The sequence below is a fragment of the Pseudomonas fulva NBRC 16637 = DSM 17717 genome, from assembly GCF_000730565.1.
Classification (GTDB): domain Bacteria; phylum Pseudomonadota; class Gammaproteobacteria; order Pseudomonadales; family Pseudomonadaceae; genus Aquipseudomonas; species Aquipseudomonas fulva.
Genome location: NZ_BBIQ01000025.1, coordinates 11804 through 25578 on the forward strand (window position 1 = coordinate 11804; position 13775 = coordinate 25578).

The 13775-nt window shown below is 62.1% G+C and carries 11 protein-coding genes; 10 read left to right on the top strand and 1 reads right to left on the bottom strand.

The features are described 5' to 3' along the window. Positions 1–29 precede the first annotated feature (29 nt). The 7 genes from dnaK to PFU01S_RS19620 all read left to right on the top strand — a co-directional run bounded on the left by dnaK (position 30) and on the right by PFU01S_RS19620 (position 9756). Positions 30–1955, top strand: a complete 1926-nt coding sequence (dnaK, locus tag PFU01S_RS19590) for a molecular chaperone DnaK (protein ID WP_023533180.1) — start codon at positions 30–32, stop codon at positions 1953–1955. Positions 1956–2146: 191 nt separating this feature from the next. Then, positions 2147–3271: a molecular chaperone DnaJ gene (dnaJ, locus tag PFU01S_RS19595; RefSeq protein ID WP_027915421.1), complete on the top strand. Its 1125-nt coding sequence runs from the start codon at positions 2147–2149 to the stop codon at positions 3269–3271. Between the two features lie 13 nt (positions 3272–3284). Next, positions 3285–4088, top strand: coding sequence for a 4-hydroxy-tetrahydrodipicolinate reductase (dapB, locus tag PFU01S_RS19600; RefSeq protein ID WP_028687807.1), 804 nt, complete (start codon positions 3285–3287; stop codon positions 4086–4088). Positions 4089–4387: 299 nt separating this feature from the next. Continuing rightward, positions 4388–5524, top strand: a complete 1137-nt coding sequence (gene carA / locus PFU01S_RS19605) for a glutamine-hydrolyzing carbamoyl-phosphate synthase small subunit (protein WP_027915419.1) — start codon at positions 4388–4390, stop codon at positions 5522–5524. 104 nt (positions 5525–5628) lie between these two features. Continuing rightward, entirely contained in the window at positions 5629–8850 is a 3222-nt protein-coding gene (gene carB / locus PFU01S_RS19610) for a carbamoyl-phosphate synthase large subunit (RefSeq protein ID WP_027915418.1), read from the top strand. Then, positions 8847–9329 carry a transcription elongation factor GreA gene (greA, locus tag PFU01S_RS19615; RefSeq protein WP_173645884.1) on the top strand — a complete coding sequence of 161 codons (483 nt, stop codon included), beginning with the start codon at positions 8847–8849 and terminating at the stop codon, positions 9327–9329. The genes carB and greA overlap by 4 nt, the downstream gene beginning before the upstream one ends. Beyond that, complete coding sequence (locus PFU01S_RS19620; protein ID WP_080992917.1) at positions 9307–9756, top strand: MFS transporter; 450 nt, start codon at positions 9307–9309, stop codon at positions 9754–9756. The genes greA and PFU01S_RS19620 overlap by 23 nt, the downstream gene beginning before the upstream one ends. A gap of 12 nt (positions 9757–9768) precedes the next feature. On the opposite strand, the gene yhbY is transcribed toward PFU01S_RS19620, so the two are convergent. After that, positions 9769–10077 carry a ribosome assembly RNA-binding protein YhbY gene (gene yhbY / locus PFU01S_RS19625; protein WP_023533185.1) on the bottom strand — a complete coding sequence of 103 codons (309 nt, stop codon included), beginning with the start codon at positions 10075–10077 and terminating at the stop codon, positions 9769–9771. 102 nt (positions 10078–10179) lie between these two features. Between yhbY and rlmE the strand changes: the two genes are divergently transcribed. From rlmE to folP, 3 genes are all read left to right on the top strand, one after another. After that, the gene (rlmE, locus tag PFU01S_RS19630; protein ID WP_027915415.1) at positions 10180–10806 is read left to right on the top strand and encodes a 23S rRNA (uridine(2552)-2'-O)-methyltransferase RlmE; all 627 of its coding nucleotides are present in this window, start codon (positions 10180–10182) and stop codon (positions 10804–10806) included. 203 nt (positions 10807–11009) lie between these two features. After that, positions 11010–12914 (top strand): ATP-dependent zinc metalloprotease FtsH, encoded by a 1905-nt coding sequence (gene ftsH / locus PFU01S_RS19635; RefSeq protein ID WP_028687808.1) that lies wholly within the window; start codon positions 11010–11012, stop codon positions 12912–12914. Positions 12915–12922: 8 nt separating this feature from the next. Next, positions 12923–13774 carry a dihydropteroate synthase gene (gene folP, locus PFU01S_RS19640; protein ID WP_028687809.1) on the top strand — a complete coding sequence of 284 codons (852 nt, stop codon included), beginning with the start codon at positions 12923–12925 and terminating at the stop codon, positions 13772–13774. The last annotated feature ends 1 nt before the right edge of the window (position 13775 follow it).

Below are 13775 nucleotides of genomic sequence, written 5' to 3' on the forward strand. Positions count from 1 at the left end.
TACCTCATTCAAGTTTCGGGAGAGTTAACATGGGCAAGATCATCGGTATCGACCTGGGGACCACCAACTCGTGCGTCTCTGTGCTGGAAAACGGTAACGTCAAAGTCATCGAGAACGCCGAGGGTGCGCGTACCACCCCCTCGATCGTGGCCTACGCCAACGACGGCGAAATCCTGGTCGGCCAGTCGGCCAAGCGCCAGGCCGTGACCAACCCGCACAACACGCTGTTTGCCGTCAAGCGCCTGATCGGCCGTCGCTTCGAAGAAGACGTCGTGCAGAAAGACATCAAGCTGGTGCCTTACAAGATCGTCAAGGCCAACAACGGCGACGCCTGGGTTCAGGCCAGCGGCAAAGACATGGCGCCGCCGCAGATCAGCGCTGAAGTGCTGAAGAAAATGAAGAAGACCGCCGAAGACTACCTCGGCGAGCCTGTGACCGAAGCGGTCATCACTGTGCCGGCCTACTTCAACGACAGCCAGCGTCAGGCCACCAAGGACGCCGGCCGCATCGCCGGTCTGGACGTCAAGCGCATCATCAACGAGCCGACCGCCGCTGCACTGGCCTACGGCATGGACAAGGCCAAGGGCGACCACACTGTCATCGTCTATGACCTGGGTGGTGGTACCTTCGACGTATCGGTCATCGAAATTGCCGAAGTCGACGGCGAGCATCAGTTCGAAGTACTGGCCACCAACGGCGACACCTTCCTGGGTGGCGAAGACTTCGACATGCGCCTGATCGACTACCTCGTCGACGAGTTCAAGAAAGAGTCCGGCATGGACCTGAAGAACGACCCGCTGGCCCTGCAGCGCCTGAAGGAAGCTGCTGAAAAGGCCAAGATCGAGCTGTCCTCGGCCCAGTCGACCGACGTCAACCTGCCGTACATCACTGCAGATGCAACCGGTCCGAAGCACTTGAACGTGAAGATTTCCCGCGCCAAGCTGGAATCGCTGGTCGAAGACCTGGTCAGCCGCACCATCGAGCCTTGCCGCATTGCGCTCAAGGACGCCGGTATCGACGCCAGCAAGATCGACGACGTGATCCTGGTCGGTGGCCAGACCCGTATGCCGCTGGTTCAGAAAGCCGTTGCCGACTTCTTCGGCAAGGAAGCGCGCAAGGACGTGAACCCGGACGAAGCCGTTGCCATGGGTGCCGCCATCCAGGGCGCAGTATTGGCCGGTGACGTGAAGGACGTTCTGCTGCTGGACGTCAGCCCGCTGACCCTGGGTATCGAAACCATGGGCGGCGTGATGACCTCGCTGATCGAGAAGAACACCACCATCCCGACCAAGAAGTCGCAGGTGTTCTCGACGGCCGACGACAACCAGGGCGCCGTGACCATTCACGTGCTGCAAGGCGAGCGCAAGCAGGCGGCACAGAACAAGTCGCTGGGCAAGTTCGACCTGGCTGACATTCCGCCAGCACCACGTGGCGTGCCGCAGATCGAAGTGACCTTCGACATCGACGCCAACGGCATCCTGCACGTCAGCGCCAAAGACAAGGCCACTGGCAAGTCGCAGTCCATCGTCATCAAGGCCAACTCCGGCCTGTCGGACGACGAAATCGAGCGCATGGTGCGTGACGCCGAGGCCAACGCCGAGGAAGACCGCAAGTTCGAAGAGCTGGCCGCTGCCCGTAACCAGGGTGATGCACTGGTTCACTCGACCCGCAAGATGGTCGCCGACGCGGGTGACAAGGTCACCGCCGAAGAAAAGACTGCCATCGAAGCGGCCGTGGTCGCCCTGGAAACCGCCGTCAAAGGCGACGACAAGGCTGCCATCGACGCCAAGGTCGAAGAGCTGTCCAAGGTCTCTGCACCGGTTGCCCAGAAGATGTACGCCGAGCAGTCGGCTGAACAGCCTCAGGGCGGCGCGCAGCAGGCCGAGCCGGAAGCCAAGCACGATGACGTGGTGGACGCCGAGTTCGAAGAAGTGAAAGACAACAACAAGCAGTAATTCCTGCAAGTTGTCGGCCAGTGCACCGCCGTTTGGCGGTGAACTGGTAGGATGTCGCCGCGCGGGGGCTTGCTCCCGCGTTGACGTATCTGGAATTCGAGAATTTTTGCAGCATTTGTCAGCCCCTCATGGGGAGCAGGTGCTGACGGCGCGGCGCAGATGCCGGACGCCCAACAAGGTGCAAATGACCTATGTCCAAGCGTGATTATTATGAGGTCCTGGGTGTCGAGCGCGGCGCCACGGATGCTGACCTCAAGAAAGCCTATCGCCGGTTGGCGATGAAGTACCACCCTGACCGCAACCCGGGTGACAAAGAGTCCGAAGACAAATTCAAGGAAGCCAACGAGGCCTACGAGGTCCTGTCGGACGCCAGCAAGCGCGCAGCGTTCGACCAGTATGGCCATGCCGGTGTCGACCCGAGCATGGGTGGCGGCGGGGCCGGTTTCGGGGGCGCCAACTTCTCCGATATCTTCGGTGATGTGTTCAGCGATTTCTTCGGCGGCGGCCGGGGTGGTGGGCGCGGTGGCGCCCAGCGCGGCAGCGACCTGCGCTACACCCTGGAGCTGAACCTGGAAGAAGCCGTACGCGGCACCACGGTCAGCATTCGCGTGCCGACGCTGGTCAACTGCCAGCCGTGCGATGGCAGCGGTGCGAAGAAAGGCTCCACTCCGTCGACGTGCCCGACCTGCGGCGGCATCGGCCAGGTGCGCATGCAGCAGGGCTTCTTCTCGGTGCAGCAGACCTGCCCGCGCTGCCATGGCCAGGGCAAGATCATCACCGACCCTTGTGGCGCCTGCCATGGCGAAGGCCGCGTCGAGGAATACAAGACCCTGTCGGTCAAGGTGCCAGCAGGCGTCGACACCGGTGATCGCATACGCCTGTCGGGCGAGGGCGAAGCCGGCGCGCACGGTGGGCCGACCGGTGACCTGTACGTGGTGATCAACGTGCGTGAGCACGAGATCTTCCAGCGTGATGGCAAGCACTTGTACTGCGAAGTGCCGATCAGCTTCACCGATGCTGCGCTCGGTGGCGAACTCGAGGTGCCAACCCTCGACGGTCGGGTCAAGCTGCGCATTCCCGAAGGCACCCAGACCGGCAAGCAGTTCCGCCTGCGTGGCAAGGGCGTGGCGCCTGTGCGCGGTGGTGGTGCGGGCGATCTACTGTGCCGCGTGGCGGTGGAGACGCCGGTCAACCTCAGCCGTCGCCAGCGCGAGCTGCTTGAAGAGCTGCGTGATTCGCTCGAAGGCGACAGCTCCCATTCGCCCAAGGCCAATGGCTGGTTCGATGGCGTGAAGCGCTTCTTCGGCGATCTCTGACAAGGAAAAGGCTATGCGACGTATTGCAGTGATGGGCGCGGCAGGGCGAATGGGCAAGACCCTCGTCGAAGCCGTGCAGCAAACCGCAGGTGCCGGACTTACGGCTGCCATCGACCGCCCGGACAGCACGCTGGTGGGTGCGGATGCAGGCGAGTTGGCGGCCCTGGGGCGCATTGGCGTGCTGCTGTCAGACGACCTGGCCAAGGTTGCCGATGACTTCGACGTGCTGATCGACTTCACCCATCCATCGGTCACCCTGAAGAACCTGGCGTTCTGCCGCAAGCATGGCAAGGCCATGGTCATCGGCACCACCGGGTTCACCGTGGAAGAAAAGCACCTGCTGGCCGAAGCGGGCAAAGACATCCCGATCGTGTTCGCGGCCAACTTCAGTGTGGGCGTCAACCTCAGCCTCAAGCTGCTGGACATCGCGGCGCGTGTGCTGGGCGATGACGTCGATATCGAGATCCTCGAGGCGCATCACCGCCATAAGGTCGATGCGCCTTCGGGCACCGCGCTGCGCATGGGTGAAGTGGTGGCCAATGCGCTGGGGCGCGACCTGCAGGAAGTGGCGGTGTATGGCCGCGAAGGGCAGACCGGTGCGCGTGATCGCAAGACCATCGGCTTTGCCACGGTGCGCGCCGGCGATGTGGTCGGTGATCACACGGTGCTGTTCGCTGCCGAGGGCGAGCGCCTGGAGATCACCCACAAGGCCTCCAGCCGCATGACATTCGCCAAGGGTGCCGTGCGAGCGGCTTTGTGGCTGGACGGGCGCGAGCCTGGCCTGTACGACATGCAGGATGTGCTCGAGCTGCACTGAGCCATCGGTCGTGACCAGGGCAACCTGCCGCCGCTGACGCGCACCTGTGCGGGTCTAGGCGGTGGGGCTCGCTTCTGGCGCGTGGCTCTGGCAGCGGTCTGTCGCATTCATGTGTTTAAGAGGCACATATGCGGTAGACCCAAAACGCACTTTTCTGTAAGCTACAGCTTTAGTGTGTCCACTAAAAGCGCGCAGCGAATTGAATTCAGCACATAAAAGCGGGGTGACGTGTCCATACGTCACTCCGCTTTTTTGCAACCTGCGATCGCCCTTTCATGCTTGATTTTCGGGAGGTCTTCTTGACAAAGCCAGCCATACTCGCCCTTGCCGACGGCAGTATTTTCCGCGGTGAGGCAATCGGTGCCGACGGCCAGACCGTTGGTGAGGTGGTATTCAACACCGCTATGACCGGCTACCAGGAAATCCTTACAGACCCTTCCTACGCGCAGCAAATCGTTACCCTGACCTACCCGCACATCGGCAACACCGGCACCACGCCGGAGGACGCAGAATCCAACCGCGTCTGGTCGGCCGGCCTGGTCATTCGCGATCTCCCGCTGCTGGCCAGCAACTGGCGCAACACTCAGTCGCTGCCCGAATACCTCAAGGCCAACAATGTGGTGGCCATTGCGGGTATCGACACCCGCCGCCTGACCCGAATCCTGCGTGAAAAGGGCGCTCAGAACGGCTGCATCCTGGCCGGTGACGACATCAGCGAAGAAGCCGCGATCGCTGCTGCGCGCGGCTTCCCAGGCCTTAAAGGCATGGACCTGGCCAAGGTGGTTTCCACCAAGGAACGCTACGAATGGCGCTCCAGCGTGTGGGAGCTCAAGACCGACAGCCACCCCACCCTCGAAGCTGCCGACCTGCCTTACCATGTGGTTGCGTTCGACTACGGCGTCAAGCTGAACATCCTGCGCATGCTGGTTGCCCGTGGCTGCCGCGTCACCGTGGTACCGGCCCAGACGCCGGCGAGCGAAGTGCTGGCCCTCAACCCGGACGGCGTTTTCCTGTCCAACGGCCCGGGCGACCCTGAGCCTTGCGACTACGCCATTCAGGCGATCAAGGAAATCCTGGAAACCGACATCCCGGTCTTCGGCATCTGCCTGGGTCACCAGCTGCTGGCCTTGGCCTCCGGCGCCAAGACCGTGAAGATGGGCCACGGCCACCACGGTGCCAACCACCCGGTTCAGGACCTCGATACCGGTGTGGTCATGATCACCAGCCAGAACCACGGCTTTGCGGTAGACGAAGCGACCTTGCCTGGCAACGTGCGCGCCATTCACAAGTCGCTGTTCGACGGCACCTTGCAGGGTATCGAGCGCACCGACAAGAGCGCGTTCAGCTTCCAGGGCCACCCTGAAGCGAGCCCAGGCCCGACCGACGTCGCGCCCCTGTTCGATCGTTTCACCGATGCCATGGCCAAGCGCCGCTGAGTCTCCTGCTTCAAGGCCCCGGGCGGCATGTGCCATGCCCGGATGCGCCTGACCCAGATTGTTCAATGCGGCTTGCCGACTGACCCCGGATTTGAGTGACAACCATGCCAAAACGTACAGACATCAAAAGCATCCTGATTCTCGGCGCTGGCCCGATCGTGATCGGCCAGGCCTGCGAATTCGACTACTCCGGCGCCCAGGCTTGCAAAGCCCTGCGCGAGGAGGGGTTCCGCGTCATCCTGGTGAACTCCAACCCAGCCACCATCATGACCGACCCGGCCATGGCCGACGCCACCTACATCGAGCCGATCAAGTGGCAGTCGGTGGCCAAGATCATCGAGAAAGAGCGCCCTGACGCCGTCCTGCCGACCATGGGTGGCCAGACTGCGCTGAACTGCGCCCTGGATCTGGAGCGCCATGGCGTTCTGGAGAAGTTCGGCGTGGAAATGATCGGCGCCAATGCCGACACCATCGACAAGGCCGAAGACCGTTCGCGCTTTGACAAGGCCATGAAGGACATCGGCCTGGAGTGCCCGCGCTCCGGTATCGCCCACAGCATGGAAGAAGCCAATGCGGTGCTCGAGAAGCTTGGCTTCCCGTGCATCATCCGTCCGTCGTTCACCATGGGCGGCACTGGCGGCGGCATCGCCTACAACCGCGAAGAATTCGAAGAAATCTGCACCCGTGGCCTGGACCTGTCGCCGACCAAGGAACTGCTGATCGACGAGTCGCTGATCGGCTGGAAGGAATACGAGATGGAGGTGGTCCGCGACAAGAAGGACAACTGCATCATCGTCTGCTCCATCGAAAACTTCGACCCGATGGGCGTGCACACCGGCGACTCGATCACCGTCGCCCCGGCGCAGACCCTGACCGACAAGGAATACCAGATCATGCGCAACGCCTCCCTGGCGGTGCTGCGTGAAATCGGTGTCGAGACCGGCGGTTCCAACGTGCAGTTCGGCATTTGCCCGAACACCGGCCGCATGGTCGTCATCGAGATGAACCCGCGTGTGTCGCGCTCCTCGGCCCTGGCTTCGAAAGCTACCGGCTTCCCGATCGCCAAGATCGCCGCCAAGCTGGCCATCGGCTACACCCTGGACGAGCTGCAGAACGACATCACCGGTGGCCGCACCCCGGCTTCCTTCGAGCCGTCGATCGACTACGTGGTGACCAAGCTGCCACGCTTTGCTTTCGAGAAATTCCCGAAGGCCGACGCTCGCCTGACGACCCAGATGAAATCGGTCGGTGAAGTCATGGCCATCGGCCGTACTTTCCAGGAATCCTTGCAGAAAGCCCTGCGCGGCCTGGAAGTCGGCGCCTGCGGCCTCGACCCGAAAGTCGACCTGGCCAGCCCCGAGGCTGCCAGCATCCTCAAGCGCGAGCTGACCGTGCCGGGCGCCGAGCGCATCTGGTATGTGGCCGACGCCATGCGTTCGGGCATGACCTGCGAGCAGATCTTCGACCTGACCGGCATCGACATGTGGTTCCTGGTGCAGATGGAAGACCTGATCAAGGAAGAGGAAAAGGTCAAGACCCTGGCCCTCACCGCGATCGACAAGGACTGCATGCTGCGCCTCAAGCGCAAGGGCTTCTCTGACCAGCGTCTGGCCAAGCTGCTGGGCATCACCGACAAGACCCTGCGCCGTCACCGCCACAAGCTGGAAGTGTTCCCGGTGTACAAGCGCGTCGACACCTGCGCCGCCGAGTTCGCCACCGACACCGCCTATCTGTATTCCACCTACGAGGAGGAGTGCGAGGCGAACCCGTCGACCCGCGACAAGATCATGATCCTCGGCGGTGGCCCCAACCGCATCGGGCAGGGCATCGAGTTCGACTACTGCTGCGTGCACGCCGCCTTGGCGCTGCGTGACGACGGTTACGAGACCATCATGGTCAACTGCAACCCGGAAACCGTTTCCACCGACTACGACACCTCCGACCGTCTGTACTTCGAGCCGCTGACGCTGGAAGACGTGCTGGAAGTCTGCCGCGTCGAGAAGCCCAAGGGCGTGATCGTGCACTACGGCGGCCAGACCCCGCTCAAGCTTGCCCGCGCCCTGGAAGAAGCCGGCGTGCCGATCATCGGCACCAGCCCCGACGCCATCGACCGTGCCGAAGACCGTGAGCGCTTCCAGCAGATGGTGCAGCGCCTGAACCTGCTGCAGCCGCCAAACGCCACCGTGCGCAGCGAAGAAGAGGCCATCAGCGCCGCTGGCACCATCGGCTACCCGCTGGTCGTGCGTCCATCCTACGTCCTGGGTGGTCGTGCCATGGAGATCGTCTACGAACTGGACGAGCTCAAGCGCTACCTGCGCGAAGCCGTTCAGGTGTCCAACGACAGCCCGGTGCTGCTGGACCACTTCCTCAACTGCGCCATCGAGATGGACGTGGATGCGGTCTGCGACGGTACCGATGTGGTCATCGGCGCCATCATGCAGCACATCGAGCAGGCCGGCGTTCACTCCGGTGACTCGGCATGTTCGCTGCCACCTTACTCGCTGAGCAAGGAAGTGCAGGATGAAGTGCGTGTGCAGGTCAAGAAAATGGCCCTGGAGCTGGGCGTAGTTGGCCTGATGAACGTGCAACTGGCCCTGCAGGGCGACAAGATCTACGTGATCGAAGTCAACCCGCGTGCCTCGCGTACCGTACCGTTCGTGTCCAAGTGCATCGGCACGTCGCTGGCCATGATCGCCGCCCGCGTCATGGCAGGCAAAACCCTGAAGGAGCTGGGCTTCACCCAGGAAATCATCCCCAACTTCTACAGCGTGAAGGAAGCCGTCTTCCCGTTCGCCAAGTTCCCAGGGGTTGACCCGATCCTCGGCCCTGAGATGAAATCGACCGGTGAAGTAATGGGTGTCGGTGACAGCTTCGGTGAAGCCTTCGCCAAGGCCCAGATGGGTGCCAGCGAAGTACTGCCGACCGGTGGCACTGCGTTCATCAGCGTGCGCGACGACGACAAGCCGCAAGTGGCCGGCGTTGCCCGCGACCTGATCGCCCTGGGCTTCGAAGTGGTGGCAACCGCAGGTACCGCCAAGGTCATCGAGGCGGCCGGCTTGAAGGTACGCCGCGTGAACAAGGTGACCGAAGGCCGTCCTCATGTGGTCGACATGATCAAGAACGACGAAGTGTCGTTGATCATCAACACCACCGAAGGCCGTCAGTCGATCGCCGATTCCTACTCGATTCGCCGCAATGCGCTGCAGCACAAGATCTACTGCACCACGACCATTGCGGCCGGTGAAGCCATCTGCGAGGCGCTGAAATTCGGTCCGGAAAAAACCGTTCGCCGCCTGCAGGATCTGCACGCAGGACTCAAAGCATGAGCATGACCAAATACCCGATGACCGTCCAGGGCGCTCGCGCCCTGGAAGAAGAACTGCTCTTTCTGAGCAAGACCGAGCGCCCGCGCCTGAGCCAAGCCATTGGTGAAGCGCGTGAGCTGGGCGACTTGAAGGAGAACGCCGAGTACCATGCCGCCCGCGAGGAGCAGGGCATGGTCGAGGCCCGTATCCGCGACATCGAAGGCCGTTTGCAGAACTCGGTCGTGATCGACGTGACCACCATTGCCCATACGGGCAAGGTCATTTTCGGTACTACCGTCGATCTGGAAAACACCGAGACGGGTGATCAGGTCACCTACCAGATCGTTGGCGAGGATGAAGCCGACGTGAAGAAAGGCAAGCTGTCCAGCAGTGCGCCGATCGCTCGCGCCATCATTGGCAAGGAAGAGGGTGACACCGTTGTCGTCAAGACGCCAAACGGTACGGTCGAGTACGAGATTGTCGAAGTCAAGCACATCTGACCGGCGCCTGCGGGCGCCTTCCCTCGAGGGGATCCTCTGGCAGCTGGCCCAGGTATTCTGGGTCGGTGGCCTGTGGGTGTTCCACGTGGGGTTGGTGCCTGCGTTGAAAGTCAGCGGCCTTGCGCCATTGCTTGTCCAGGACATTGCCGGGCAGATCGACCGTTGGTTGATCGGCGTGGCACTGCTCGGCCTGATCACCCAGCTGGCGGTATTGGCGAGGGTGGAAGGCCTGGCTGCCTGGTGGCGCCAGTTCCGTGGCCAGATGCTGTTGCTGGGCCTTGGGGCCTGCATCGGCTACTACACCTTGCGCTACGGGATCTCCGTGGGCGAGCGCTGGCAGATGTTCTGTTTCCTGGTGCTGGGCTTTTCCGGCATCGTGCTGGTCGCCCAGCCCGTTCCACTCAGGGCGCGACATTCGCGCCACTGAGCGGCGCCACCGTTACTTGTAACGGTGGACGTTGGACAGCTGCTTGTTCGGCTGAGGGTTCTTGCGGTAGATCAGCGCCTTCTTGCCGATGGTCTGAACCAGCTCGGCGCGGCCGGCCTTGCACAGCGCGGCAATGGTCTCGGCACGCTCTTCGCGGTCTTCGGAGCGAATTTCGACCTTGATCAGCTCGTGGTCGGCCAATGCGCGTTCCAATTCGGCGACGACGCCTTCATTCAAACCGTTGCCAGCAACGATCAGGACCGGCTTAAGGTCATGACCAATGGATTTGTATTGCTTCTTCTGCTCGTTATTGAGCGGCATAATCTGACCCTTTCCGTCTGATTCTGTAAAATTGACCGGCATTTTACCCGAGGGCCACCGGCTCCGCCCAGTCAATCACCACGCATATCATCGAGGTGCCCCGTGGTACAACGTTCCAAAAGCAGCGCAAACTGGCTGCGAGAGCATTTCAACGACCCTTTCGTCAAACAGGCGCAGAAGGACGGCTACCGCTCGCGAGCAAGCTACAAGCTGCTTGAGATCCAGGAAAAGGACCGCCTGATCCGTCCTGGCATGAGTGTCATCGACCTGGGCGCAGCGCCGGGCGGCTGGTCCCAGGTGACCAGTCGTCTGATTGGTGGTCAGGGTCGACTGATCGCCTCCGACATCCTGGAGATGGACTCAATCCCCGATGTCACCTTCATTCAGGGGGACTTCACCCAGGACGAGGTGCTACGGCAAATTCTCGAAGCCGTCGGCGATTCACACGTAGACCTTGTGATTTCGGACATGGCCCCCAATATGAGTGGTACGCCCGCGGTCGACATACCGCGAGCCATGTTCCTTTGCGAGCTGGCCCTGGATTTGGCAACCCGCGTGCTTCGGCCCGGCGGTGATTTCCTGATCAAGATCTTCCAGGGTGAAGGTTTCGATGTGTACCTCAAGGACGTGCGCACCAAGTTCGACAAGGTACAGATGCGCAAACCGTCTTCATCGCGGGATCGCTCCCGCGAGCAGTACCTGCTTGGCAAGGGGTTCAAGGGCGCGTGAACGGTACTAAGCGCAGCGGCCGATAGTTAATTCCAATCGGCCACGGCGTCAGGATCGTCCGAACTTCGTGTAGTCTGGATTTCACAAAGGGTTACAGACGGTGCCTGCGGTTGCGTGGGCAATGTAGTAAGTTAGGGCGATGAATATCATGCGAGGCACGGCTGCGTCGTGCGCCGGCCTCAGAGGGTAGCGAATTGAACGACATGGCAAAGAATCTGATCCTGTGGTTGATCATCGCAGCTGTCCTGGTGACGGTGATGAACAACTTCTCCAGCCCTAACGAGCCGCAGACCCTCAACTACTCCGACTTCATCCAGCAGGTCAAGGATGGCAAGGTCGAGCGAGTGACCGTCGACGGTTACATCATCACCGGCAAGCGCTCCGACGGCGACAGCTTCAAGACCGTGCGCCCGGCGATCACCGACAACGGCCTGATCGGCGACCTGGTGGACAACCACGTTACCGTTGAGGGCAAGCAGCCCGAGCAGCAGAGCATCTGGACCCAGTTGCTGGTTGCCAGCTTCCCGATCCTGGTCATTATTGCCGTGTTCATGTTCTTCATGCGCCAGATGCAAGGCGGGGCAGGTGGCAAGGGTGGCCCCATGAGCTTTGGCAAGAGCAAGGCGCGCCTGCTCTCCGAGGACCAGGTCAAGACCACCCTGGCTGACGTCGCCGGTTGCGACGAGGCCAAGGAAGAAGTGGGCGAGCTGGTCGAGTTCCTGCGCGACCCGGGCAAGTTCCAGCGCTTGGGCGGCCGCATTCCGCGCGGTGTGCTGATGGTGGGCCCGCCCGGTACCGGTAAGACCCTGCTGGCCAAGGCCATTGCAGGCGAGGCCAAGGTGCCGTTCTTCACCATTTCCGGTTCGGACTTCGTTGAAATGTTCGTCGGTGTCGGTGCCAGCCGTGTGCGCGACATGTTCGAGCAGGCCAAGAAGCACACCCCGTGCATCATCTTCATCGACGAGATCGACGCCGTCGGCCGTCACCGTGGGGCTGGCATGGGCGGGGGTCACGACGAGCGTGAGCAGACCCTCAACCAGTTGCTGGTAGAGATGGACGGCTTCGAGATGAACGATGGCATCATCGTCATCGCCGCGACCAACCGCCCTGACGTGCTCGACCCTGCGCTGCTGCGCCCCGGTCGCTTCGACCGTCAGGTCGTCGTTGGCCTGCCGGACATTCGGGGTCGTGAGCAGATTCTTAAAGTGCACATGCGCAAGGCGCCGATCGGCGACAACGTCAACCCGGCCGTCATCGCCCGTGGTACGCCGGGCTTCTCCGGTGCAGACCTTGCCAACCTGGTCAACGAAGCCGCGCTGTTCGCCGCTCGCGCCAACAAGCGCTTGGTCGATATGAAGGAGTTCGAGCTGGCCAAGGACAAGATCATGATGGGCGCTGAGCGCAAGACCATGGTCATGTCCGAAAAGGAAAAGCAGAACACGGCCTACCACGAAGCGGGTCACGCGATCGTCGGTCGCCTGGTGCCCGAGCACGATCCGGTCTACAAGGTGTCGATCATCCCGCGGGGTCGTGCACTGGGTGTGACCATGTTCCTGCCCGAAGAAGACCGCTACAGCCTGTCCAAGCGTGCGCTGATCAGCCAGATCTGCTCCCTCTACGGCGGTCGTATCGCCGAGGAGATGACCCTGGGCTTCGACGGCGTCACCACCGGCGCTTCCAACGACATCATGCGTGCCAGCCAGATCGCGCGGAACATGGTCACCAAGTGGGGCCTGTCCGAGAAGCTGGGCCCGCTGATGTATGCCGAAGAAGACGGCGAAGTGTTCCTGGGTCGTAGCGCAGGCAGCCAGCAGACCAGTGTTTCCGGTGAGACGGCCAAGCTGATCGATTCCGAAGTGCGCAGCATCATCGACCAGTGCTACGCCACTGCCAAGCAGCTGCTGACCGAGAACCGCGACAAGCTCGATGCAATGGCCGAAGCCTTGATGAAGTACGAAACCATCGACGCCGAGCAGATCGACGATATCATGGCCGGCCGTACGCCTCGCGAACCTCGCGATTGGGATGATGATTCGGCTTCCGGTACACCGGCTGCCCAGGGTGACCGCCCGGAATCGCCCATCGGTGGTCCAGCGGCTCAACACTAAGGGCACCTATGAGCTCAGTGCAGCACCCGACCCGATTGCCTTGCGGCAATCGGGTTCTTGATTTGTCGCGTACCCATGTCATGGGTATTCTCAATGTCACGCCCGATTCCTTCTCCGACGGTGGCCGCTTCAGTCAGCGCGACGAGGCTTTGCGCCACGCCGAGGCAATGGTGGCCGCAGGCGCCACGCTGATCGATGTGGGCGGGGAGTCCACCCGCCCGGGTGCGCGGCCCGTTTCGGTCACCGAAGAGCTTGAGCGCGTGGCGCCGATGGTCGAGGCCATCCACCGTCATCTCGATGTGGTGGTGTCGGTCGATACGTCCACGCCTGCCGTCATGCGCGAAGCCGCCCGCCTGGGCGCTGGCCTGATCAACGATGTGCGCGCCCTCGAGCGCGATGGGGCGCTGGATGCCGCTGCTGCAACCGGGCTGCCGGTGTGCCTGATGCACATGCGCGGCGAGCCGGGCACCATGCAGGACGACCCGCATTATGAGAATGTCACCCAGGACGTGGCGCGCTACCTCCAGCAGCGCATGGTGGCCTGTGCGGACGCGGGCATCGAGGCCGACCGCGTCGTGCTCGATCCAGGCTTCGGTTTCGCCAAGACCCTGGCCCACAATCTCAGCCTGTTCAAGCACCTCGAAGCGCTCCATCGCCTGGGGCGTCCGCTGCTGGTAGGCGTTTCCCGTAAAAGCATGATCGGCCTGACGCTCGAGCGTCCTGTGGATGAGCGTCTTTATGGCAGCCTGGCGCTCGCGGCGCTGGCCGTGACCAAGGGCGCAAGTATCCTGCGCGTGCATGATGTAGCGCAAACCGTTGACGTGGTCCGCATGATCGCCGCCGTTCAGCACGCCGAATAAG